Raw genomic sequence first — 22,554 nt, forward strand, 5'->3', positions numbered from 1 at the left:
CTTTTCCCAAAGCTTGTTCACTCTGTTAAACACTATATGTTCAGGAATTCTAAAAGGCTTGTGCTTATTTCTTAATTTTATTAAATTGAATATCGTCAATTTAAAAATCCCCTTGGACCAAATAATGAAAAAAAGTATTAGAGGCAAGGAAAAACTTATACTTAAATTATCTGGTTTCGGTTTCTTCAAATCTATTTCCGCAAAGCTTCAATGAGGATCCCCTATAAAAAAACAGCACCCATTCATCAAGTCGAATGGGTGCTTGTTATTTATGCTACTTCTCTTTCAGATTGTTCTACTAATACATTTTGTGGAATCTTCCAAAGCTTAATCCATTTGTTTATTGAAGTAGCCATAATTACTAAACCAAGGATGAGCATGACAATGGATAGAATACCGTTTAATACACTGAAACCAGCATTTTCGGCATTGAAATAGACGTTTTTAACCATCCAGTAACCTGCAACATTTACTGTTACAAATAGGTAAGCAAGAGGAATTAGACATGTCAGCATGTACCAGCGCTTTTCGGCAATCTTGAGGATTACTGTCGCTCCGACAATAAGTCCGATAGAAGCCATTAATTGGTTTGATACACCAAATAGTGCCCAGACGGAACTGATGTCCCCTGAGAAAAGAAGATATCCCCAGACGAAGCAGGCTAATGCACTGGCAAAGATATTTGCTCCGAGTGAATCTGTACGTTTTAATGGTTTAATAAAGTCTCCAAGGAAATCTTGAATAAGATAACGAGCAACCCTCGTTCCCGAATCAATCGCAGTTAAGATAAAGACAGCCTCAAATAGAATGACAAATTGATAGAAATAAGATGCTAATTTTGCGAAAAATGGAACTGCAGTGAAGATGTATGTCATCCCTACAGCAAGGGTAACGGCTCCACCTGTTCTTCCTTCAAGGTCCATTCCCACCTTTTCCTCCAGTTCGTTAAGGTCAACTGTTTCCATTCCGAGTGTTGCGAATTTTTCTGGTGATGAATTGATTGCAAAATAATCTCCTGGCTGTAGAGAGATGGCAGCAATTAAAGCCATGATTGCCACTAAACATTCAACAAGCATTGCTCCAAAAGCTACACCTTTAATGTCACTCCAGCGGCTGACCATCTTCGGTGTTGTACCAGAACCAACGAATGCGTGGAATCCTGAAATTGCTCCACAAGCAATTGTAATCGAGATAAATGGCCAAACTGGACCAGCAACAACAGGACCACCGCCATTAATAAAATCTGTAAATGCAGGAAATTGAACTTCTGGGTTTACAATGAATACCCCAACGATCAAGGCTGCGAATACCCCAATCTTCATAAATGTACTTAAATAATCGCGTGGTGCCAGCAATAACCAGACTGGTAATGCTGCTGCAAAAAATGCATATATTGGTAAAATAAGAGCAAGCGTGCTTTTTTCAAGTGTTAACAAATCTCCTAACCATGTACCTTGAATGTTTGGTCCCCAAACGATTGCTGCCATGATTAGAATGAAACCAACAGTTGTAGCTAGTTTTAAATTGCCTGTCTTTTTATGATATAATCCAACCGCCATTGCAATCGGAATGGTGATTCCAACTGCGAATGTTCCCCATGGGTTTCTTTCAAGTGCGCCCAACACAACCATTGACAGACCTGCCATAGTAATAGTAATAATGAATAACATCGCTAAGCCTGTACAGAATCCTGCTACAGGACCGAGTTCTTCCTTTGCAACTTCTGATAAAGATTTTCCTTCTCTGCGCATTGATGCAAAGAGAACGACTATATCGTGGACAGCACCACCAATTACTGCACCAATTAACAGCCAAAGCAATCCCGGTAAATAACCGAATTGTGCTGCCAAGATTGGACCAACCAACGGGCCAGCTGCAGCAATCGCAGCAAAATGGTGACCAAATACAACCCATTTATTGGTAGGTACATAATCTAGTCCATCTTCAAATTTCTGAGCAGGTGTCGGCTTTGAATCATTAAGCTTCAAAACCTTTGCCGCCATAAATGTGCCATATAAACGATAAACTATTAAGAGGATACATATCGAACCAATTACGATTGAAATCGCATTCATTATTTACTCCCCCTCCATTTCTTCTTATATACAATCAATATCTTACAAAATGAAAACGTTTTTATTTCATTTTCAAGATAACTTGCACAAATGGAAAGGTGAATTACAAAAACCGACAGATGAAATACAATAATGGACAAATAAAAAACAGAAAATTTAAAACCCTAAAATCTGCTTTATTCCTTTTACATAGGTCCGGCTGACTGGAACGTTTGAGCCGTTCTTCATGATTAAATTATAGGTAGAGTTAAACCAAGGCTCTATTTCTACGATATGATCGATGTTTACAATGAAACTGCGGTGGACACGAAGAAATTTGGAGTCAGGTAACTTTTTCTCTAATCCAACGAGCGCCTCACTTACTTTGTATTTTTGGTTCATTGTTTCGATCGTGCACTTACCCTCACTGGATTCTAAATAAACAATGTCGGCATTGGTTAATAAAATAATTCTTTCATCGACAAGGACGGCAAATTTTCCATGGTGGTTGTTTTTCACAGGGGAATATATGGGAAGATCCTGATCCCCAATTTTTTGTATCTTTTTAATTTTTTCCAATGTTTTTACGATACGTTCTTCATCAAACGGTTTTAAAATATAATCCACCGCATTTAATTCAAAGGCCTGATACGCAAACTCATCGTAAGCTGTAGCAAAAACTATCGCTGGAGCTGGATTAACGTTTTCTAATTGCTTTGCTAATTCCAATCCACTCTCTTCAGCCAGTTCAATATCTAAAAAGACAAGATCTGGTTTTAGCTCAAAAATATCTGCAGTGGCATCCTCGATACAATCACTTTCACCTAATACGTCCACCTGTTTGCTGCGAATCAGCAAGTATTTTAATTCATCTCTTGCTAATAGTTCATCATCCACTATATAAGCTTTCAGCATTTTGATCAAAAACTCCTTTATAGTCGAGCGGAATGGAAATCGTGACTGTTGTTCCATGGTCTACTTGACTTTTTATTGTTAAACAGGCTTGACCATTATAAATTCCTTTAAGACGTTCACTTATATTAAAAATTGCAGTGCCATTTCCTTTTTTAGAATTTACAATTTGCTTACCAAGCACTTCTATCCTCTCCCCAGGAATGCCTTTTCCATTATCCGCGACAATAATTTGCAATTGATTATTTTCGGAAAAAATCTCTATGGTGATTATCCCTTCAGATTTACTTCGAGGAAAGCCATAATGAATCGCATTTTCTACTAATGGCTGCAGGGTAAACGGTGGAATTAGGACCTTTTCGAGACCTGGTTCAATTTGAAAATCGATGAAGTACTTATTTGGAAAACGGGTCTGTTCCAAAGATAGATAAGCCCTGACATTCGCCAATTCCTTCTCCAGCGGGAGGAGCATCTGCCTGGCTCCTTGGAGATTTCCTCGAAAAAATGAACTGAGCTCCAACAGTAATTTACGAGCTTTATCTGCATCTGTACGGCAAAGTGCTGAGATGGTATTGATACTATTAAATAAAAAGTGCGGATGGATTTGTGCCTGCAAGGCTTTAATTTCTGCATCTTTCAATAGCTTCGTCTGTCTTTCTGCTTCTGCAAGCTCCAACTGTGTAGAAAAGAGATTAGCAAGTCCTTCCGCTAATTCCTGCTGCACCCTATCTAATTTTTCAGGATCAGTATAGTACATTTTTAATGTACCGACGATTTTATTTTTTACCTTTAACGGCAGCACAATGGCGGCTTCTAAAGGACAATCATTATGAACACAGAGAATTTCTTTCTTCGATCTTGCAACTGAAATCTTGCCGTATTCGAGTACTTTTTTTGTCAAACCGGTCTCCGGTTTTGACTTAGGGATATGGTGATCTGACGCAGCGCCGACATGAGCTAGAACTTGATGGTCATCTGTAACTGAAACTGCATCAGCATCGGTTAGTTTCAACATAATTTCCGCTATTTCCCTGCAGGAATGGATATTTAAGCCTTGTCGAAAATATGGCAGAGTTTGATCGGCAATAAGAAATGCCTGGTTGGTTTGATTTGCACGGGTAAGTTCTTTATCACGTTTAATTGCGCTTATAATGAACATAAACAGCAATGTACCTAATCCATTGCCGAATATCATCGGGAAGCTAATGAACTGTACAAGACTCCACGCTTGTTCAAACGGTTTAGCAATAACAAGGATGAGTAACATCTGTACGGATTCCATTATCATGCCTATCATTACAGCAAATCTAGCTGTGATTTGTTTCCCCGTCTGCTTTCTTTTTTTTCCAAAGTAACCTGCGATAATTCCAGCTATGATAGTAGAAATTGCGCAAGAAAATGCGGTGAAACCGCCAAGCGTGTAACGATGGACTCCAGCAACCAGTCCCGCACCAACACCAACTATCGGGCCTCCAAGCAAACCTCCAATGACAACCCCCATTACTCTTGTATTTGCCAGCGCACTCTCTTGTTCTAAATCAGAAAGCCACGCCGCTCTATTAATAGAATTATAATAAACTTCAATCCCTGTATAATTACTTATGATCCCGAAGGCACCAAAAAGTAAAATAAGCAGGATTCTCTCATTTGTCTTGTGCTCGGTTTGAATAATATGACGAAATGATTTCATTTGCGAAAGCAAATAAGCAACAATGACAATGATTCCGACCTTTTCAAGCATTAATGCTGCTAAATTAAACATTTTCACCCATCCTTTATTTTCTAATACTTACATTAGGATGCAGCAGAACATCGTGCCATCCACCTTTTTATTGGATCTTTTTGAATTAGAAATGACAATCGATTTTATTTTAACATAAGTTGCTAATACTCTATCGAACCTAACTTTATAATCGAGTAGGAGGATCCCGCGAAAATTGATGTCAATTAAAATAAAGGAAATCATTAGATTAATATAGAAAAATAGTTTTGCTATATATGATTTAGGAACAATCGTATCTAAAAAAAGTGGTTGTAAAGGATAAGAACATAGATAGAAAAAATACATACTTTCGATACAAAAAAACCTGCCGCTTTTACGACAGGTTTTGACTATTCAATCGATTTAATATATTCGGCAATGGCCAGCACTTCCCTTGTTGATAACATCGGAATACTGTTATTTCCATGACGCTCAATCGCAGTTTCTATGGTCTTTGCGCTGCCATCATGAAAATACGGCGCAGTGGCCCAAACACCCCTTAAAGTTGGAGTATCAAACTTTTTTCCGTCACGCGGATTCTGATATTGTCCGCGTGCATCTCCTTTTGAAGGAACGTCGAGTATGCTTCCAGTTCCAATGTCATGGAGAAAGTTCGTGTTTCGTTCCGTTAACTCCCCTTTTTCATTCACAGCCTTGCTGCTGTCCGTGAAGAACTCACCTCCATGGCAGCTAAGACAGTTTCCTTTTCCGTTGAACAACCGTTCCCCTTCTTCGGCTGTCCGTGTTAAACTACCATCTTTCTGCCGATAAGGACTTTGAGGGGGAGGATACGAATTTGGATCTTGCAAAAATGCCAGAAGTGAATCATACATGTGCTGTACATCTTCTGGAATTGGTTCGGCAGGATCAAGTTCCATCATGCCTCCCATTTCGCCTTGAACGGTATGAATGTAATCCGTAAAATCATTGCGTGACCCGTCCCACAAAAAAAGCCCTGTTTCCGTCGTCACAACGTTGCTTGGAATATTGCGTGGACCTTTTGCTGTCGTTAGCGTTAAGCGATTCATGTCCCCATCTGCATGGCATGAGGCACAGCTCATCCAATTGTTCCCCGTTATGCTTGAAACGTATTCATCACTGTTGGCACTGTAAAAGATTGTTTTTCCTTCCCGTACCTCTTTTGACAGAGAGTCTTCTTTGATCAGCTTTACAGGCTCTCCCGACATTTTGGCACGTGCATATGGGTTGTCTCCACCTGATTGAATCGACACTAAATTATGACTCATCGCATTATGAACAAAAATGTTCTGTCCATCATTTGAAATAACAATCCCCCGTGGGTTATCTCCTTTAATTCGGCGCAAAATTTGGGTCGCATTTCCACCTCGTGTTAAATCAAAGACGACAAGGTCTTCGCTGCCCGACATCACTACATAGGCTTTGCTGCCATCCGGCTGAAAGGCTACATCATATGGATTGGATACAATAATTGTTTCATTTTTTACATCGCGAATATTGATTTCGTCAAAGAGCTCTTTTCGTTCATCTACAATTTCTTCGTCTTTTTCCAAATCAATAACTGACACAGCAGGAAAAATCGTTTCTTGAAAATGAATAGGGGTATCGATATTCGTTAACAAGTGTGGAACAAACGCCTTTTTTCCATCAGGCGATATCACAAACTGCTCAATCGTATTAGGGATCCCCTGGCTTTTCTTACGGTCAGGCTGATCAGGTGAAGCGGCCAAGGCGATGGTCTTTACCACTTTGTCTTCTTCTGTATTGATGACACTGATATTGCCGTCTAAATAATGAGGAACATACAGCTTTTTGCCATCCTTTGTAATGGTAACTGTTCTAGGTCGGTCTCCAATTTTTAGTTCCTTCTTTACTTCCCTCTCATTTGTATCAATGATAGATAATGTACCAGACTGATAGTTTGCTACATAAAGTGTATCACCGTTTGGGCTCGTGACTAGTCCGTACGGTTGAATACCAACCTCAATGGAGTCTACCACTTTTTTCTTTTTTATTGAAATAACGTCTACTTGATTGTCAAATAAACACGATACATACACGTATTGGCCATCTGGACTTAACGTTAGTTGCTGTGGTTCTTTTCCGACCGAAACTTCCGATTTTATTTTTTTCGATTTAGCATCAAGGATCGATACGGTGTTCACATCCATATTGGCAACATATAGAGTATCACCTTTGTCATTTAACAACATATTATCACTGTGAACAGCATAGTCACGGACTACCACTTTTTTCGTGACCGCTTGATCATTTAGACAACTTGAAGCGATAATGGTCGTAACAGATAAAATTGTTAATAGTAAGAGTCGCTTCCACATCATAATTGTTTCCTTCTTTACGGTTTCTTCACTTCTACGTTCACTAATACAGGAGCAATCCCATATTTCCCGTGACCTGCTTGCACCTGTGGAACATTGTCTTTGTCAGTGTTACCAAGCTTTTTGCCGTCGATATAAGCATCTCCTGTATCCCAAAACTCACTTGCCTGCATTCCTTCTTGTAATGATGGACCGTCAATGACTGTATCGTAAAAAGCAACATAACGAGAGATAATCGTTTCACGATCCAAGGCAGACAATGTATCCTGATCTCCGTCCGTGTTGTATAAGTTATTTATGGCAACGCGGAAGACAGCTGATAAAGCCCCTGCTGTCATTGGGCTATATTTCATTTCATCTTTAGTTGTGTAATATAAATTCGTTTCTTTATCTAGCATCTTCTCATCTAATGCCTGGTATAGTTCACGGGCAGCATCACGGTACTTCGTTTCTTTCGTTGCTAAGAATGCTCCAGTCAAGCCTCTGATTGCTCCTAGTTGTGCATCTAAAGTTGGCTCACTGTCGTCCTGTCCTTTTCCGATCGTATAGCCGTTCGCAACAAGGCCATCTTCACGTTTTAACTCATAGATGATAAAGTCGGCTTGCTTTCTAATCATTTCCAGTGCACGCTTTCCTTCTTCTGTCTCTAATCCTTTTGCATCCTCACCATTTGCGTATCCGACGGGAAGACCGTCAATCGCGCGCTGGAACATACGTAGCGCCTCTGTCGTGTATCCGGCCTGGAATGTATCTACATGGGCTCCCTGTGCATTTCCGTCATGTTCATCGATAAAAGCTCCCGCTTCATTATTGAAGTGCATGGAATCGATATTTTTAAAGACTTGCAGCAATACATCGCGGTTGATGGAATACGGATCAGATGCCTTTACATCGTTGGCAGCAGAACCATCTACATTCTCCTTAGCAGCACTTGGAAACGGTTTACCATCAAAGGCAGCTAAAAACGCTTGGTTTTGTGCTTTGTTTTCCGGACGCTGATCTGTCATACCGTAAAATTCGGATGCCGGCCATAGCATAAGCCATTGATCTTGCAGCATACTTCGTGCATCTTTTACGGTCAATTGTTTGGCGCTTGGAATCTCATCATTCCCGTCTTCCACGACTTCGATTTCGTGCGGTAAATAAACAAAGCCATTCGCCGGATTATATTGGCTTCCAGTCCCTGCCGTCAGCTGCTTTTTAGCAGTATCATAGAATAATCCGTCTCGAATATAGGCCAGCTTGTTCCAAATTTGTTCCGTCAGAATGGCTCCCTGCATCCCATCAGCTGAACTAACCCCTAACGCGATGTTTGCATCATCATCATCTTTCGGTGATGTTGCTTCAAGTTCTTCATCGCTGTCTACTTTATGTAAGCCTCCCATAAAGTCTCCAGCCCAAAGCGCTTGCTTCAAGAAGGTTGCTCCATAAGCCGACGGATTTAATGTTTTGTCCATCTTTGCCCGATTCCAGCGCAACGTTTCAAAATTCACCTGATAAATTGGTACATAGGAGTCATCATCATTTTCTGCATAAACATTTGTATCCACTTTTTGTATGTAGTGCGGGTCTCCTGAGGAATATTCAATTAATGTTGGAAACATATTCCTAAACAGTTCATCTTTTGGATAACCGACACTGTCTGCCAATTCATAAAAACGTTCACCTAGCACAGTCGGTGCGTCTTTTCCTGTTTGTTTCGCTAATTCTGCAACCGCCGGGCCGTGGATTAAATGTAAACCAAGACCGGATTTTTCAGTCACTTCATACATCGCTTCTTCTGAATATTCGTATGACTCTACACCTGCTGTGTAGTCAAATTTGGATGGTTGATCAAGCTTTCTTACATCAAGAACATCTAAATCTAAGCCCAGACCTTCTACTAACGGTTCTCCAGAAAGCTCAAATTCTGCATAAGCAAACATATTCCCGGCTGTATCAAACGTATAATCGGTGACTGGGACAGATACGCTTCTTTTTTCTGTTTCCGTTTCTGCTTTTATTTCTTTTTTTGCAGTTGATTTCTCGTTTGAGCATGCACTCGTTAATAAAAGTGATGAAGCCAAAGCGAATGTTGTCATCACTTTCCATGGAAGTGTTTTCATTATTGTTCTTCTCTCCCTTAATTTATGACTCTATAATTGATGTTATTTCCAATCTCTAATTGATAATAACAATCATTATCAATTAGAGATAGCTTCATTTACGTAATTAAGTCATTTATCCTATACTATAAAGCTATTTATTTTCACATCCCCCTATAAAAAATGGTCTATAGGGTTGTCAAAATGATGTTATTCTTAACGAATTAATGATTTTACATCTTTTCTTTTTCAATATGACTATTTTCACTAAAATAAGTTTCTTGAATATAAGTGATAAATTGTTTGATCCGCTCATTTTGGGATACCTGAACTTTTTTGTCAGTATGGTAAAGTTGTTAATACCGTCTTTCAAATGTTTTTTTAAGATCGTTTTGAGGATACATTTCATTTAATGTAGGAATATTGTAATCTCTGGATTTGTTAATAGTTAAGTCCAATAAATGATCTAATTTGAAATATTGATCCAAGCTTAATCTATATATTTGTCTTCCACTTAGTAACAATCCAAATGCGCTTGTATAAAGGGTAAGGCTCATTACATTGATATTACCTGAGAGAAGGAAGTTAATATGCATAAAGAGACACGTCAGAATAGATGGAAGTGTCATAAACCCTGCGATAAGAAACAAACCAACTATCACCTGAACGATGGGAATGGTATAATTTAAAGCCATCACTTGCTTAAGTGCAGCCTCTTCTATAAAAAATTTATAGAAATCTGGTACATTCGGTTTATCTAATGTATTTATCAGATAATCACTTAGAAATACTCCTGGTTGAGTAAACCATGAGTGTCCTGAAGAACCCCCTTCACCTAAAATCTTCGTTACTCCTGCTAAAAGCCAGCCTATTCCAAATAGAATGCGCATTAAAACAACTAAATTATGAAAAAAGTGTTTTCCTGGATTATTTTGATTTTGCATCATAAGTCCCCTCCTAAATATTTATAGGCCGAATTAAAATCGACAATGATAATCATTATCATTTATTTAACCGATGGCGATATGTTATAAAAAAATTCTTAAAAACTTTTTAAAATAAGATTAAAAAAATTTAATTTTTTACACTATTTAAAGTAATACTTACAGTTATAAATGGTAAACATTAAATCTATTTTCTTTCTAATAAAGTCACTAGGTAAAAGTAATAAAAGGCATATTATCAATTAAGTATTTAAAGGTATCTATCAGTTTAGATAATAAATTTCAATGAGGAATTATCATGTTGTTTAAAGAAGAGGATTAGTTTTAGCTGAATTTCCAATGGAAACTATTACCTGATTGACCAGAATAGAGTGATAATTTAAGATATTGTTATATCATCATTGATAATGATTATCACTATTGATAAATGAAATGAGTGATTTTGTTAGGGGAAATGGAAATGAGGTTGTTATTGGTTGAAGATGAGTCAAAGGTAGCCCGTTTTATATCGCAAGGATTAAGAGAGCACCATTATGTTGTAGATGTGGCGAACGATGGTGAAATGGCTTCTGAACTGGCATTTGCAGAAGATTATGATCTTATGATTGTTGACCTTATGATTCCGAAGAAAAATGGAATGCGATTGATTAAGGAACTTAGGTTGAATGGAAAAAATATTCCTATTCTTATTCTCAGTGCCAAAGATTCCGTGGCAGATAAAGTAGATGGCCTCGATTTAGGAGCGGACGATTATATGACAAAGCCGTTTGCTTTTACGGAGTTATTAGCACGTATACGGTGTCTATTAAGACGAAACCAAGAACAGGCATCACCTCTTTTACAAGTAGCGGATCTGACATTGAATCCTTCTACGAGAGAGGTGACTCGAGGGGAACTCCATATATTCCTTTCCAATAAGGAATACGCTATTTTGGAATTTATGATGAGAAATGCCGGAAAAATTTTATCTAGAACCTTAATTCTAGAACGCGTTTGGACGGATGCTTATAACATAGGAACGAATGTAGTTGATGTTTATATTAATCACTTAAGAAATAAAATCGATAAAAACTTTGATCTAAAACTAATACAAACGGTTTATAGTATTGGTTATATAATCAAAGGTGAAGGATAAACCAACTTGAGATTTTTAAAAAGTATCGTATGGAGAATTACGATTTGGCATTCGATAATGTTTATATTCATTTTATTCCTATTTAGCGGATTCTTATATTTTACATTTTCTAAAATGGTAACCAAAGAAGTCGATTCAATCCTAATCCGAGAACTTAGTTTGATTGCCTATTGTTTGGAGGAAGGGGATTCATATTCTAAAATCGAACAACACATCAACCGATTACGAAGTTTTAAAAGGGTAAATCAAGAAGAGATCTATTGGCAAATTGAAAATGATCGAGGGCAAATCATTGCAGAATCTCGCAATTTGTACGGTCAACGCATCAACGATTCAGAAACTTTAAAGAAGATGGACGAGAATACCTTCAGCTGGGATCCCGAGCTAAATGGAATACCACTTCGTGCGATGTCCATGCAACTGATATCACAAAATAAATTTACATACAGAATTACGGTTGCTACAAACGACAGGATACGGCATTTCGCCATTGATCAGTTGCGGAACATTATTATCATCTGCAATTTTTTATTCCTAGGAATATCAATCGTGATGGGCTGGTTGATTTCGAAAAAAACTCTGAAGCCGATTCATCAAATCATCCGTACGACTAATACCATTACTGCAACCAGTTTACACGAACGGCTGCCTATTGAAGGACCTGAAGATGAATTACAGAACTTATCTAAAACACTAAATGGCATGATTGACAGACTAGAAGACTCTTTTACTCAAATCCAACAGTTCACTTCGGACGTTTCCCATGAACTTCGTACTTCCTTAACAATTATGCGAGGAGAATTAGATGTTGCTTTAAATAGAAATAGATCGGAAGAGGAATATAAAGGTGTCCTGTATGCTGTTTTGGAAGAGGTCATCTATTTATCTGATATGGTAGAAAAATTCTTATATTTATCGAGAAATACCTCTAATACAAATCTGATAGAGCGAAAAACCGTTGACGGAATGCTCTTATTCAAAAATGTTAGGAATCATTTACTATCATTGGAAATGAAAAAACAGATTGAATTACATATTCAAATACCCGATCCATTCATTTTATTCGGGGATGAAGATCTCTTACGAAGATTATTTATTAACTTGATTGAAAATGCGTTTAAGTACACTCCAGAAGGTGGCACAGTGGAAATCAAGGCAAACAGGAAGGAAAAATTAATTTATATTAATGTAATTGATAATGGGATCGGGATTTCAAAGGAACACTTGCCTTTTATTTTTCAGCGATTTTATCGCGCGGACGATTCCAGATCAAGAAGTCAAGGAGGAACTGGGCTTGGATTGTCTTTATGTAAATGGATTGTAGAGGTTCATGAAGGAACAATAGAGGTTCGTAGTAAGCCGGATGAAGGGACGAGTATAACTGTAAAGTTGCCTGCTTGTTAATGAATATACAAAAAGTTTCTAGTACAAAAACGAAATGGAAACAACATACCAAGGGTGATACGAAAAAAAAGGCATTAAAAAAGTTGATCTTTATTATAAAAAAAACGACTGTGTTAATTTAAAACAGTCGTTTTTTTCGGTGATTGATTATTTCAATAGCTTCTTTCGCCAATCAAGGTTTTGTTGCTCGATTCTTCTACCATGCTTCTTAAATCAGACCCAGATGGATTCTGGAATACTCTTAGTCCAAACTCTGGTGCAACGGCAAATAGATGGTCAAAAATATCGGATTGCACAGATTCATAAACTGCCCACTGTACATCATTGGTGAATGCATAAATTTCTAGAGGCAATCCGTGTTCATTATGTTCTAGCTGTCTCACTATTATGGTCATATTCTGATTGATTCTAGGATGATTTTTGAGGTAATTGCTGATATACGCCCTAAATACACCGATATTGGTAAGGGCTCTTCCATTCACGCGATTGTTCCTATCTATTTCATTTTTGACATTGTACTCAGCAATTTCCCTTTCCTTATGAATAATGTAGTCAGATAGGTAATCAACATTTACAAATTTCTCAATCATATCCTCTGTGCAAAACATGATACTGCTTGTATCTATATACAATGCGCGTTTGATACGTCTTCCACCTGAGCCTTGCATCCCCCTCCAGTTTTTAAAAGAATCGGAAATAAGGGCATAGCTGGGTATCATCGTAATTGTTTTGTCCCCATTTTGAACCTTTACGGTATTTAAAGAAATATCAATAACATCACCATCTGCTCCATACTTTGGCATTTCAATCCAGTCACCAACCCGAACCATATCATTGGCCGTCAACTGAATTCCTGCCACTAGTCCTAATAACGAATCTTTAAATACTAACATCAAAACGGCCGAGAGAGCACCAATCCCACTTAATAGAATAAGAGGACTCTTTCCTATTAGATTCGAGATAACTAAGATAGACCCGAGAGTCATGAAAATAATGTTAACCACCTGAATATATCCTTTAATAGGCTTAACCTTGGATATTTCAAAGGTTTGATAAATATCATTAAATGCATTAAGTAAGCTTTGTATAAACACTAACCCTACAATAATGGTGTAGGCAATGGCCAATTTCTCAATGGTTGATTGATAGATTGGAAAGGTTGAAGAAAACGAGTAAATAATGATCGAAGGGACAATATGGGATAACTTTCGAAAAACTTGCCTTTCCAAGATGATTTGACCCCACTTGACCTTGGAGTTTGTTACGATACGAGTAATGATCCTGATCACGATTTTCTTTGATATAAAATTGGCAACGATACAGATAAGCCCTATTAGCAGAATCTTGATGATAACCGAAAGATATTCTACTAATCTAGGATCTAGTTCCATATCCAGAAGTAGATTATTAATGAATTGCATCTGTTTTCCTCCGTTTTAATTTGCATCATAAGCAACTTTACGGGTAAAGCATCTAAACTGTCAATTCCTACTTCATCAATAACGAAAAAATGGTACCTTAGCCCCTAAGTTGTGACGCTTCAGTTTACGAAGGTCGTCAAATAGAAGTCTCTATACATTGCAGGAAACGTTAGAGGGCAACAACTAGCCCAAAAATCGAATGGCATTTTTATACAAAAATAACTTCAATATAGAAAAAGCAGTCAAAATCTAGTAAGATATCCACATGTGACATTAGATAAGGGGTTAAAAAAAATGAGCGTATTAAACGTAAAAAATTTAAGCCACGGTTTCGGTGATCGTGCGATTTTTAATAATGTGTCTTTCCGACTTTTAAAAGGAGAGCACGTTGGACTAGTTGGGGCAAATGGTGAGGGTAAGTCTACTTTCATGAATATTGTTACTGGGAAGTTGCAGCCCGACGAGGGGAAAGTTGAGTGGTCACGAAAAGTCCGTGTTGGTTATTTAGATCAGCATGCTGTACTTCAAAAAGGTACTACGATGCGTGACGCTTTGAGTACTGCTTTTCAATATCTTTTTGATGCTGAATCAGAAATCAATGAACTTTATGCAAAAATGGGTGATGAAGGTGCTGATATCGATGCATTACTTGCAGAAGTTGGAGAGCTCCAAGAAACTTTAGATAGTAATGATTTCTATCAAATTAATTCAAAAGTTGAGGAAGTTGCTCGTGGTCTAGGATTAGACGATGTTGGACTCGATCGAGATGTAGATGATCTTAGCGGCGGACAGCGTACGAAAGTATTGCTAGCTAAGCTTTTGCTAGAAAAGCCTGAAATCCTATTACTAGACGAACCTACGAACTATTTGGATGAACAGCATATCGAATGGTTGAAGCGCTATTTACAGGAATATGAGAATGCATTTATCTTGATTTCACATGATATTCCATTCTTGAACAATGTTGTTAACTTGATTTATCACATGGAAAACCAAGAGTTGAATCGCTATGTTGGTGACTATGATAACTTCTTAAACATATATGAAATGAAGAAGCAACAGCTAGAGTCTGCTTACAAGCGTCAACAACAAGAAATAGCTGATTTGAAAGATTTCGTTGCTCGTAACAAGGCAAGTGTTGCGACTCGTAATATGGCGATGTCTCGTCAGAAGAAGCTCGACAAAATGGAAGTAATTGAATTGGGGAAAGAGAAGCCGAAACCAGAGTTTAACTTCAAAGAAGCTCGTGCAGCTAGTCGTTATATTTTCACGGCTGAAGATCTTGTTATTGGTTACAATGAACCACTTTCTCGCCCTTTGAATTTGAAAATGGAACGCGGACAAAAAATTGCGTTCGTGGGTGCAAACGGTATTGGTAAGTCTACTCTTTTAAAAAGTATTCTTGGGTTGATTAATCCAATTTCGGGTAAAGTGGAACGTGGTGAGTATCAATACATCGGTTACTTCGAGCAGGAAGTTAAACAGTCCAACTACAACACTTGTATTGAAGAGATTTGGAGCGAGTTCCCAAGTATGAATCAGGCTGAAGTCCGAGCTGCTCTTGCAAAATGTGGATTAACGACGAAACATATTGAAAGTAAAGTCGAAGTCCTTTCTGGTGGCGAAAAAGCCAAAGTTCGATTGTGTAAAATTATTAACACAGAAACGAATTTATTAATTCTAGACGAACCTACCAATCACTTGGATGTTGACGCAAAAGAAGAATTGAAGCGTGCGTTAAAGGCATATCGCGGAAGTATCTTGATGGTATCCCACGAACCAGATTTCTATCGCGAAATTGCGACCGATATTTGGAATTGTGAGGATTGGACTACGAAAGTGTTTTAAAAAGAGATTAAGGGGTACCCAATGAATAAAAATTCACTAGGGTACCCCTTTTTATTAACCATCCAAAATTTTCAATAAAAATATTCTTTTAGATTTCTTAAAAAAGCTCATCCAAACTAAAGTTAGAATGAGCTTCTATCTATTTCAATATTAATTTTGCAACAGCTTCCACATGTGTGGAATGCTGAATGTAGAAATCCAATTTTATTAATGGATGTAGCTTTGTTCACCTTTTAAAGATAAACATTTGGTTTAATTAATATCTAAAAAATTTGCGGACAAATTCTTCTATTATTTCTATGAATTATTCCCGTTGAGGGGATTAATAAACCCCTACCTTTTGAAGCGATATGAAGTTAATTAAAAAGAGTGGGAAGGCTCCCACTCTTTACTTCTTACTATTATAAGTGAGATAACTTTCAGTGGAATTCAAATACTTTTCTAGCCTTTCAACCCCCTGATGACAAAAAGTGGTCCGTTCGGCAGGCACTACGTGCTGATGTTTTCGCAGTCATACCTGTAGCCTTATCGCTATCCCCTACGGCATGCCTGCCACGATATCCCCAGTAATATCCCCGACAGTATTACGCAAGATAACCCCTTAAACCGTAATAATTACGGTTTTTTTTTATTATATACCCCCTATAACAGGTATATTCGTAAGGTTGTTCGTTGTTCAATTATGGCACTCCGATTGTGAATATATCATTATAAAAAAGATATCCTATAAAAGGTAATTACCAACTCTAAGGAGCGTGAATTATGACTGAGAAATTAAATGAATCTAAGGTAGAAAGTTATGTGCTTCCAGACGAAACATATCCACATGAAGTCCAATCTTTACCGGTATTGGGTCCAGTTTTGGGTGGAACCATCCTTCAATTCGGCTTTCATAACCAAAGTGGACCCGATCATCTGAAGCCCGGTCGCCCCATGGAACAGAGAAAGCGTATAACTCGTCCTGCAGGGGCAAACTGGACTCTTGTAGGGATAAGTGGCATCAACGCTTGCTTCACTGACGGGAATTTGAGTAGTCCTAAATTGCGTGAACGGCCACTAGGACAACTGTTTGTCGATACCAGCGTACAGGGTGACGATATTATCTGCAAAATGCGGCTCACCGATGAGAACGCGGATGACGCATGTATGATGTCAGTCACGGTCCATGTACTATTTTTTCAAGCATAGAACAGGATGAGAATTTTCCAGTACTGTCGAAAGATTTAAAATCAAAGGAATTGAAGGAGATTTGTACAAATAGCGAATCCTCCAAAGGCTGCCTTTATTCCAGGTGGCCTACTTATTATTTAAAGTTTTAAAACTATTTGGTTTATCGGTTCAAAAAAGCAGAGTTGGTCTAAACAACGACAGCAATGCTAACCACTTTATAAGAACATATATTCTTTATGTAATTAAAATAAAAAAGGACCGATTTAGGTCCTAAGGTTGGCTTTATCCACATGTTGCCTGGTATTACCTTCGCAGTAGTGGTGCAATGGCAACTGGTTGGGTGTAGTGATATGGCACTTAGTATTACCTTGAAAGTAATGGCACTATGAAAACTGGATGGTTACAGCAAGGAACAAAGTGGTACTGCTTACATAGCAATGGTGCAATGGTTGCTAATATGATGGTGGATGTATTCATCATTAATATTGGCTTTAAGTAAGTTTACCCCTTCGGGCAAGCCATGCTTAAACTCATAAACTTTTGCAGAGGCATAATATGCATCTGTAATCTTTTGATCATATGTGTCTTGATAGATTTTCAGTAAAAGCTGGATTAACTTTGAATTCGGAGGTACTTTCAAGACAGGACCACTCTGTTCTTTCAAATATTCTGGTATTCAACGCATAATTTTTAGTATTACGGTAACAATGATTATGTAAAAACTTGGTTGAAAGCAGGTGAAAAGTATTCTATGGCTATTCCAAATATCGAATCAAGGCTTGCTCCATTGATGTCAAATAAAAGACAGGAGCTTATTATTTTTCCTACAGAAAAATGTAACTTCAGATGCACTTATTGTTATGAAGATTACACAATTGGTCGAATGTCTGATGACACAATTGGAGGAATAAAAGCTTTTCTGGACAAGCGCGCTCCAGAACTCAATGAATTGTACCTATCATGGTTTGGCGGAGAACCTTTAGTTGCTAAGGACATTGTACGTGATATTTCTGCATATGCCTCTGCATTGGCTAAAGCAAATCCAGACTTAAGATATGTTAGTACTATGACTACCAATGCATATTATTTAACACCTTCTACACTAACTGAATTGACAGCAGTAGGAGTACTACGCTACCAAATCACGCTCGATGGCCCCCGTGAGATGCATAACCGTACTCGGTTACGAGCCGATGGTAAAGGTACTTTCGATCGTATATGGGAAAATTTATTAGCTATCCGAGATAGCAAAGAACCGGTTTCGATTACGCTTCGTGTCCATCATGATGCTGAGAATTTTACACAACTAGATCCATTAATTGAAGACATTCGTCGCGAGTTTATACACGATACCCGTTTTTCTGTATTCTTTAAATCTCTCGAAAAATTAGGTGGACCAAACGATGCCAATATTAAGACCATGTCGTCTAAAGAAAAAAAAGTGGCACTCAAAATGCTTAAACACAAACTGTATGGTGATGATTTTGTTGAGCCTGAAGAGGAACTTTCAGTTTGCTATGCTTCACAACCTAACTCCTTGATTATTCGTGCTGATGGTAAAATAGGTAAATGTACTGTTGCATTGAACGATCAACGCAATCACATAGGTTCATTACGCTCAGATGGTACTCTTGAATTAAACTCGAAACGTTTAACTCCTTGGATAAAAGGTCTCGCAACCTTAGATCCTGCCACTTTGAGTTGTCCGTTAAGTGTCCTAGGCACTGAATAAAATATGCCTAGATTGAGAAAGAATAAGTATTGTGAAATTTTAACTAAGGAGGAATGAGTAATGAGTGCAAAACTTTTTGGAATTGAATTTTCACCCGAAGAAATAACCATTGATCATACAGGGAAAGTAATAATCAATAATTCCAAGCTCGCTGAAGCTATCAGAAAGGAAGCAATTTGCCAAGCAACTGATGCTCCTGATACCAACAATTGCGGCTGTAACAATGGCTGTGGTACTGCGGACGCTCCGGCATATTCATTAAAATAGTTGAAAAAACAAATAGCATCTTTAAAATCTGAACCAATAAAGTTATACAAATATTTTTATGCAACTTTTAAGACCTGTGTTCGGTACTCCACCGGACTCAGGTCTTTTAAATTTGCCTTCATTCGTTTGTGATTGTAATAGTCAATATAGTCCGCTAATTCCCGTTCAAAATGTTCAATACGGTCAAATTCCTATAGATAAAGGAGATCAGACTTTAATAAGCCAAAGAAATTTTCCATGACTGCCTTATTCAAACAGTTACACTTTCGGGACATACTCTGTGTATTCTGGTGCTGTTCTAATGTTTTTTGATACTGTTTCATTTGATAATGCCAACCTTGATCAGAATGAAGAAGTAATCCTACTGGTTTTCGTGTTTCTATAGCGTCCCTTAATGTAACTAATACTAGGTTAATATCTTGGCTCATACCTATCTTATAGGCCACAATTTCGTTGTTTTATAAGTCTATAATCGTTGATAAATACATCATTGTTGAGCCATATGGTAAGTATGTAATATCCGTTACCCATTTTTCATTTGATCGACTTGCTGTAAAGTTACGATTAAGAATGTTCGGCACCACAATATTACTCTCACCACTGATGTACTTCTGTCGCTTCTTCTTAACTTTTGGCATTGGATCTGGTATTTCTGCATTATTTTTTGTACGTTTTTTCGGTTAACATTTATCCTGTACTTTCTGTTTAAAATGGCTTTACTTTACGATGACCATAGTGATAAAAGTTTTCCTCACAATTTTTAATGATTATCTCCTCTAATGGTGTTAACTCAATGACTTTATATTTCTTTTTCCACCGATAATAGGTTGCCTTAGGAATACCCAATACACTAAGAATGTCGGTTATTTTAAACTTGGGTATTATCCCCCACCAAATTTGGGAAGTAAGTTTCAAGGAAAAATATAAAGTGGACAGGGGCATTTTATTTACACAGACGACTGCAGTAAGGAGCCTTATTTATAATAGGACACATGTGTTTTATTTATTTATTTTTGAGGTCACATAGGTCATAGTGACCTGAATGACCTCGAAATTTACTATAAGAGAGCAGAGATCAATAAAGATTTTTATTATTAAAGGTGAATTATTTTTAGGACAAGTTAAGTGTTATCAACATGATGTTGACTTTAAGCCAATAACTCTTATTCATTCTTATTGGTGAAAACGGGAGCCAAGGGCGGCTATGTGATTACCACATGTTCTTTTACCCCAGCTGCCAGGCAATATTCTGAAGGATTAGGTATTGAATTAATTGATGGAGTGAGACTTGTTGAATTGTGGTTAAGTGGGTTGGTCAGTGTAGAACAAGAGATTAAAGAATTATTACCTGAATATGTTTAAAATAGCCCTTCTCCTAGTGGAGAGGGGCTTTATCCATTCCTATAATAAAAGGCAATCACTGTCCTTAATTGTAAAGACAAATTTAATAGTCAAAACCCTTTCTCATCCATAATGGCTTCATATGAGGAAGTTGCTTGTAAATATCCTCTTCTTTTTCTTTTTGTTCATAATCATGTATGCTCCTATTATAACGTTCATTTTCTGAATTTAATTGTTCCAGCCGTTCATCATAATCCTCTTCTCTTTCTTTGTAATACTCAATTTGATCATTTAATTTTTCAATTATCTTAATAAGTTCAGCTTTTGTCATTTTGTAATAATCTTCACTATTAATGGAAATCGCCCCCTAGTAATAATCACACCTATCAGACCATTATTTTAATTAAGACACTCTTATATCGACGTGCCGCTTGCATTTAGTACACTGAAACAAGTTTAGCTCGACTTCTTTGTGTTTTTTTAACTTCCTGCATGTCTGACAGCTTAAAGTCACGTACCTTCTAGAGAAATCTGTAACCATTAGATTATTTTCTTCTACTGCCAATTCCTCTACTTCATCTTCCATCCCTACCGCATAAAACGCATAAGCCAATATCACAGTCAGACCGCCTGTAATATAGCTGACCCAGCTCATGTTATGTCCTCTCTTCCGCTCAATACGTAGTTCAGTTCACCATTATTATTGACGAGGACCACTCGGTAAGCTTTTTCGGTGCAATGTTCCTTTTGCAGCATGGAGACAAACCTATCATCGTTAAGCCCCTTTTCAATAAGTACTGCAGCCAGTGTCGTTGGCTTCATGTTGCATGCTGTTGCCAGGCGGTTCAGTTTGAAAGCCTGCTTGTTTGTAAGAGACAAGTTCACACGATGAATCTTCTTGCCACCTAACCCCTTACCTTCTATCACCTTTTCGCCTCCCTTTTGAGATTGTCGTGACAATTGACAGTGTCGACCGAGTTACAGTGTTACAGAAATATCCAGTAGGGAGAGGCGTTATTACTTCCCAACTACTATTTTAATGCCCCCGCTACTACTTCGTTGGACAATCTTAAGTGGTGTATTACGACGCTGCACATCTGCGAAAATCAATTCCTTTACATACCCACTGAACTCTAGCTTTTCTTTTTCCATGCGCTCTAAAAACTCTTTCTCCTGTGGATTGGTTATATTAAAAGAAACTGATTTTACTTTTTTGTTGCTCATGTTTTTTCCCCTCCTTTCACTCGATTACTTAATGGTATGAGCGCTATGATCTATATATAACTATCTATCACAAAAATGGTTTGATTTTTTTGTAAGTAATGTTGTTAAAGGGATACCACTGAATTTTGTCGAATTATATGGTGAGGTGTTCAAATGTATAAAAGCAACATTGGGCAATTAATTAAACAATCACCGTATAAAAGAGAATACATAATGAAAAAGCTAGGGGTATCTGCTAATACATTGTCTAATTGGAGTACAGGAAAAACCTTGCCATCTCTCGAAAAGGCTTTTCAATTAGCAGACTTTTTAGGAGTTAAGGTGGATGATCTCTATGAACGAAAAGCAGAAGAAATTGATTCCACAATTTGAGGAAAATGGATTTACTCATAGTGACATTCAAAGGATAGTGCATTTTTATGATGTGACAATGGAAACCGATAAAATGTTGAAGAAATTGTACGAGGATGAAGAGAATGAACGTACTGATTCAGATTTTCTACACAACAAATGACAATAGTATTTTTCAGAGAGGAAATTTTCCATTAAAAAAAAGGAAACCAGAGAACGTTGCTTTTGAATTTTGGAAGTTAATAAAAAAAGATCATCCATTTGAATGTAAACTTGAAAAGGTAATTGTAACTGGAGAGGATTTAACTCATCTGGTTAAGAATCTGGAGAAATCGGGACAAGGATGAGTGGCTTTGTTAAATTCATTTATACTGACAAGAGTAATGCCCCTCCAATACGGAAGGGCTATTTCATTCAGGAACAGATTATTGTCTAGGGACCAATATTAATCAAATAGCCCATGTTAAACATGTAGCCCGGTTATACGATGGGAACCATCAACATTCATTATTCTATCTACAGGACCATTCACCCAACGGAAGCAAATAAATCCAATATTACTAGACACCCAAAATTATCTATAAATT

General features: G+C 37.5%; 24 protein-coding genes. 9 read left to right on the forward strand and 15 right to left on the reverse strand.

Translation table 11 applies throughout. From position 1 onward, the window contains the following. Positions 1 to 269: 269 nt before the first annotated feature. The 6 genes from TR08_RS17430 to TR08_RS17455 form a co-directional block, all read right to left on the reverse strand. On the reverse strand, positions 270 to 2,075 hold the full coding sequence (locus TR08_RS17430; protein WP_045520267.1) for a carbon starvation CstA family protein: 1,806 nt from the start codon (positions 2,073 to 2,075) through the stop codon (positions 270 to 272). A gap of 156 nt (positions 2,076 to 2,231) precedes the next feature. After that, positions 2,232 to 2,969, reverse strand: a complete 738-nt coding sequence (locus TR08_RS17435) for a LytR/AlgR family response regulator transcription factor (RefSeq protein ID WP_045520277.1) — start codon at positions 2,967 to 2,969, stop codon at positions 2,232 to 2,234. Then, on the reverse strand, positions 2,944 to 4,728 hold the full coding sequence (locus TR08_RS17440; protein WP_045520279.1) for a sensor histidine kinase: 1,785 nt from the start codon (positions 4,726 to 4,728) through the stop codon (positions 2,944 to 2,946). The genes TR08_RS17435 and TR08_RS17440 overlap by 26 nt, the downstream gene beginning before the upstream one ends. A gap of 350 nt (positions 4,729 to 5,078) precedes the next feature. Then, positions 5,079 to 7,046, reverse strand: coding sequence for a beta-propeller fold lactonase family protein (locus tag TR08_RS17445; protein ID WP_052427504.1), 1,968 nt, complete (start codon positions 7,044 to 7,046; stop codon positions 5,079 to 5,081). Between the two features lie 17 nt (positions 7,047 to 7,063). Continuing rightward, entirely contained in the window at positions 7,064 to 9,151 is a 2,088-nt protein-coding gene (locus TR08_RS17450) for a hypothetical protein (RefSeq protein ID WP_045520281.1), read from the reverse strand. Between the two features lie 335 nt (positions 9,152 to 9,486). Beyond that, positions 9,487 to 10,077 (reverse strand): hypothetical protein, encoded by a 591-nt coding sequence (locus TR08_RS17455; RefSeq protein WP_152597448.1) that lies wholly within the window; start codon positions 10,075 to 10,077, stop codon positions 9,487 to 9,489. A gap of 457 nt (positions 10,078 to 10,534) precedes the next feature. Here TR08_RS17455 and TR08_RS17460 point away from each other — a divergent pair, with 457 nt between their 5' ends. Both TR08_RS17460 and TR08_RS30370 read left to right on the forward strand, forming a co-directional pair. After that, positions 10,535 to 11,209, forward strand: coding sequence for a response regulator (locus tag TR08_RS17460; RefSeq protein ID WP_045520282.1), 675 nt, complete (start codon positions 10,535 to 10,537; stop codon positions 11,207 to 11,209). Positions 11,210 to 11,215: 6 nt separating this feature from the next. Next, complete coding sequence (locus tag TR08_RS30370) at positions 11,216 to 12,613, forward strand: HAMP domain-containing sensor histidine kinase (protein WP_052427501.1); 1,398 nt, start codon at positions 11,216 to 11,218, stop codon at positions 12,611 to 12,613. Positions 12,614 to 12,765: 152 nt separating this feature from the next. Here TR08_RS30370 and TR08_RS17470 read toward each other — a convergent pair whose 3' ends face one another. Continuing rightward, positions 12,766 to 14,034 carry a mechanosensitive ion channel family protein gene (locus TR08_RS17470; protein WP_045520284.1) on the reverse strand — a complete coding sequence of 423 codons (1,269 nt, stop codon included), beginning with the start codon at positions 14,032 to 14,034 and terminating at the stop codon, positions 12,766 to 12,768. 294 nt (positions 14,035 to 14,328) lie between these two features. On the opposite strand from TR08_RS17470, the gene TR08_RS17475 reads away from it, so the two are divergent. Further along, positions 14,329 to 15,882, forward strand: coding sequence for an ABC-F family ATP-binding cassette domain-containing protein (locus tag TR08_RS17475; protein ID WP_045520286.1), 1,554 nt, complete (start codon positions 14,329 to 14,331; stop codon positions 15,880 to 15,882). A 762-nt stretch (positions 15,883 to 16,644) separates the two neighbouring features. Continuing rightward, positions 16,645 to 17,070 carry a hypothetical protein gene (locus tag TR08_RS17480; protein ID WP_045520288.1) on the forward strand — a complete coding sequence of 142 codons (426 nt, stop codon included), beginning with the start codon at positions 16,645 to 16,647 and terminating at the stop codon, positions 17,068 to 17,070. 409 nt (positions 17,071 to 17,479) lie between these two features. Here TR08_RS17480 and TR08_RS17485 read toward each other — a convergent pair whose 3' ends face one another. After that, on the reverse strand, positions 17,480 to 17,692 hold the full coding sequence (locus TR08_RS17485) for a hypothetical protein (protein ID WP_045520290.1): 213 nt from the start codon (positions 17,690 to 17,692) through the stop codon (positions 17,480 to 17,482). Between the two features lie 111 nt (positions 17,693 to 17,803). Between TR08_RS17485 and TR08_RS17490 the strand changes: the two genes are divergently transcribed. Both TR08_RS17490 and TR08_RS17495 read left to right on the forward strand, forming a co-directional pair. Next, on the forward strand, positions 17,804 to 18,784 hold the full coding sequence (locus TR08_RS17490; RefSeq protein WP_045520292.1) for a radical SAM protein: 981 nt from the start codon (positions 17,804 to 17,806) through the stop codon (positions 18,782 to 18,784). 60 nt (positions 18,785 to 18,844) lie between these two features. Further along, positions 18,845 to 19,051, forward strand: coding sequence for a hypothetical protein (locus TR08_RS17495; RefSeq protein ID WP_045520300.1), 207 nt, complete (start codon positions 18,845 to 18,847; stop codon positions 19,049 to 19,051). Between the two features lie 56 nt (positions 19,052 to 19,107). Here TR08_RS17495 and TR08_RS33965 read toward each other — a convergent pair whose 3' ends face one another. Genes TR08_RS33965 through TR08_RS33635 form a run of 3 tightly spaced genes read right to left on the reverse strand, consistent with a single transcriptional unit; the run spans position 19,108 to position 19,635 of the window. Further along, on the reverse strand, positions 19,108 to 19,230 hold the full coding sequence (locus TR08_RS33965; RefSeq protein WP_081954539.1) for an IS3 family transposase: 123 nt from the start codon (positions 19,228 to 19,230) through the stop codon (positions 19,108 to 19,110). Between the two features lie 12 nt (positions 19,231 to 19,242). Next, positions 19,243 to 19,497 (reverse strand): DDE-type integrase/transposase/recombinase, encoded by a 255-nt coding sequence (locus TR08_RS33970; protein WP_370576339.1) that lies wholly within the window; start codon positions 19,495 to 19,497, stop codon positions 19,243 to 19,245. Positions 19,498 to 19,509: 12 nt separating this feature from the next. Continuing rightward, positions 19,510 to 19,635, reverse strand: coding sequence for a hypothetical protein (locus TR08_RS33635; protein ID WP_274521021.1), 126 nt, complete (start codon positions 19,633 to 19,635; stop codon positions 19,510 to 19,512). A gap of 622 nt (positions 19,636 to 20,257) precedes the next feature. On the opposite strand from TR08_RS33635, the gene TR08_RS33975 reads away from it, so the two are divergent. After that, a complete protein-coding gene (locus TR08_RS33975; protein WP_370576340.1) occupies positions 20,258 to 20,413 on the forward strand; it encodes a restriction endonuclease in 156 nt (51 codons plus the stop codon). Between the two features lie 82 nt (positions 20,414 to 20,495). On the opposite strand, the gene TR08_RS17505 is transcribed toward TR08_RS33975, so the two are convergent. The 4 genes from TR08_RS17505 to TR08_RS17520 form a co-directional block, all read right to left on the reverse strand. Next, positions 20,496 to 20,723, reverse strand: coding sequence for a hypothetical protein (locus tag TR08_RS17505; protein WP_045520302.1), 228 nt, complete (start codon positions 20,721 to 20,723; stop codon positions 20,496 to 20,498). 72 nt (positions 20,724 to 20,795) lie between these two features. Then, on the reverse strand, positions 20,796 to 21,047 hold the full coding sequence (locus tag TR08_RS17510; RefSeq protein ID WP_045520304.1) for a hypothetical protein: 252 nt from the start codon (positions 21,045 to 21,047) through the stop codon (positions 20,796 to 20,798). Next, positions 21,044 to 21,319, reverse strand: a complete 276-nt coding sequence (locus tag TR08_RS17515; protein ID WP_045520305.1) for a hypothetical protein — start codon at positions 21,317 to 21,319, stop codon at positions 21,044 to 21,046. Before TR08_RS17515 ends, TR08_RS17510 begins: the two co-directional genes overlap by 4 nt. A 90-nt stretch (positions 21,320 to 21,409) precedes the next feature. Then, positions 21,410 to 21,616, reverse strand: a complete 207-nt coding sequence (locus TR08_RS17520) for a hypothetical protein (protein WP_045520307.1) — start codon at positions 21,614 to 21,616, stop codon at positions 21,410 to 21,412. Positions 21,617 to 21,769: 153 nt separating this feature from the next. Between TR08_RS17520 and TR08_RS17525 the strand changes: the two genes are divergently transcribed. Both TR08_RS17525 and TR08_RS17530 read left to right on the forward strand, forming a co-directional pair. After that, on the forward strand, positions 21,770 to 21,988 hold the full coding sequence (locus TR08_RS17525; RefSeq protein ID WP_045520309.1) for a helix-turn-helix domain-containing protein: 219 nt from the start codon (positions 21,770 to 21,772) through the stop codon (positions 21,986 to 21,988). Between the two features lie 104 nt (positions 21,989 to 22,092). Then, positions 22,093 to 22,314, forward strand: a complete 222-nt coding sequence (locus tag TR08_RS17530) for a hypothetical protein (protein WP_045520311.1) — start codon at positions 22,093 to 22,095, stop codon at positions 22,312 to 22,314. The last annotated feature ends 240 nt before the right edge of the window (positions 22,315 to 22,554 follow it).

Source organism: Neobacillus niacini (assembly GCF_000759675.1).
In the GTDB taxonomy this organism is placed as follows: Bacteria; Bacillota; Bacilli; order Bacillales; family Cytobacillaceae; genus Neobacillus; species Neobacillus niacini_A.

Excerpts from the sequence above, each read along its gene's own strand:
- TR08_RS17525 (WP_045520309.1), top strand. The coding sequence starts at position 21,770 with ATGTATAAAAGCAACATTGGGCAATTAATTAAACAATCACCGTATAAA.
- TR08_RS17430 (WP_045520267.1), bottom strand. The coding sequence starts at position 2,075 with ATGAATGCGATTTCAATCGTAATTGGTTCGATATGTATCCTCTTAATA.
- TR08_RS17475 (WP_045520286.1), top strand. The coding sequence starts at position 14,329 with ATGAGCGTATTAAACGTAAAAAATTTAAGCCACGGTTTCGGTGATCGT.
- TR08_RS17445 (WP_052427504.1), bottom strand. The coding sequence starts at position 7,046 with ATGTGGAAGCGACTCTTACTATTAACAATTTTATCTGTTACGACCATT.
- TR08_RS17495 (WP_045520300.1), top strand. The coding sequence starts at position 18,845 with ATGAGTGCAAAACTTTTTGGAATTGAATTTTCACCCGAAGAAATAACC.
- TR08_RS17440 (WP_045520279.1), bottom strand. The coding sequence starts at position 4,728 with ATGTTTAATTTAGCAGCATTAATGCTTGAAAAGGTCGGAATCATTGTC.
- TR08_RS17510 (WP_045520304.1), bottom strand. The coding sequence starts at position 21,047 with ATGAGCTGGGTCAGCTATATTACAGGCGGTCTGACTGTGATATTGGCT.
- TR08_RS17470 (WP_045520284.1), bottom strand. The coding sequence starts at position 14,034 with ATGCAATTCATTAATAATCTACTTCTGGATATGGAACTAGATCCTAGA.
- TR08_RS17455 (WP_152597448.1), bottom strand. The coding sequence starts at position 10,077 with ATGATGCAAAATCAAAATAATCCAGGAAAACACTTTTTTCATAATTTA.
- TR08_RS17530 (WP_045520311.1), top strand. The coding sequence starts at position 22,093 with ATGAACGTACTGATTCAGATTTTCTACACAACAAATGACAATAGTATT.
- TR08_RS17450 (WP_045520281.1), bottom strand. The coding sequence starts at position 9,151 with ATGAAAACACTTCCATGGAAAGTGATGACAACATTCGCTTTGGCTTCA.
- TR08_RS17505 (WP_045520302.1), bottom strand. The coding sequence starts at position 20,723 with ATGACAAAAGCTGAACTTATTAAGATAATTGAAAAATTAAATGATCAA.
- TR08_RS17520 (WP_045520307.1), bottom strand. The coding sequence starts at position 21,616 with ATGAGCAACAAAAAAGTAAAATCAGTTTCTTTTAATATAACCAATCCA.
- TR08_RS17480 (WP_045520288.1), top strand. The coding sequence starts at position 16,645 with ATGACTGAGAAATTAAATGAATCTAAGGTAGAAAGTTATGTGCTTCCA.
- TR08_RS17460 (WP_045520282.1), top strand. The coding sequence starts at position 10,535 with ATGAGGTTGTTATTGGTTGAAGATGAGTCAAAGGTAGCCCGTTTTATA.
- TR08_RS17435 (WP_045520277.1), bottom strand. The coding sequence starts at position 2,969 with ATGCTGAAAGCTTATATAGTGGATGATGAACTATTAGCAAGAGATGAA.
- TR08_RS17490 (WP_045520292.1), top strand. The coding sequence starts at position 17,804 with ATGGCTATTCCAAATATCGAATCAAGGCTTGCTCCATTGATGTCAAAT.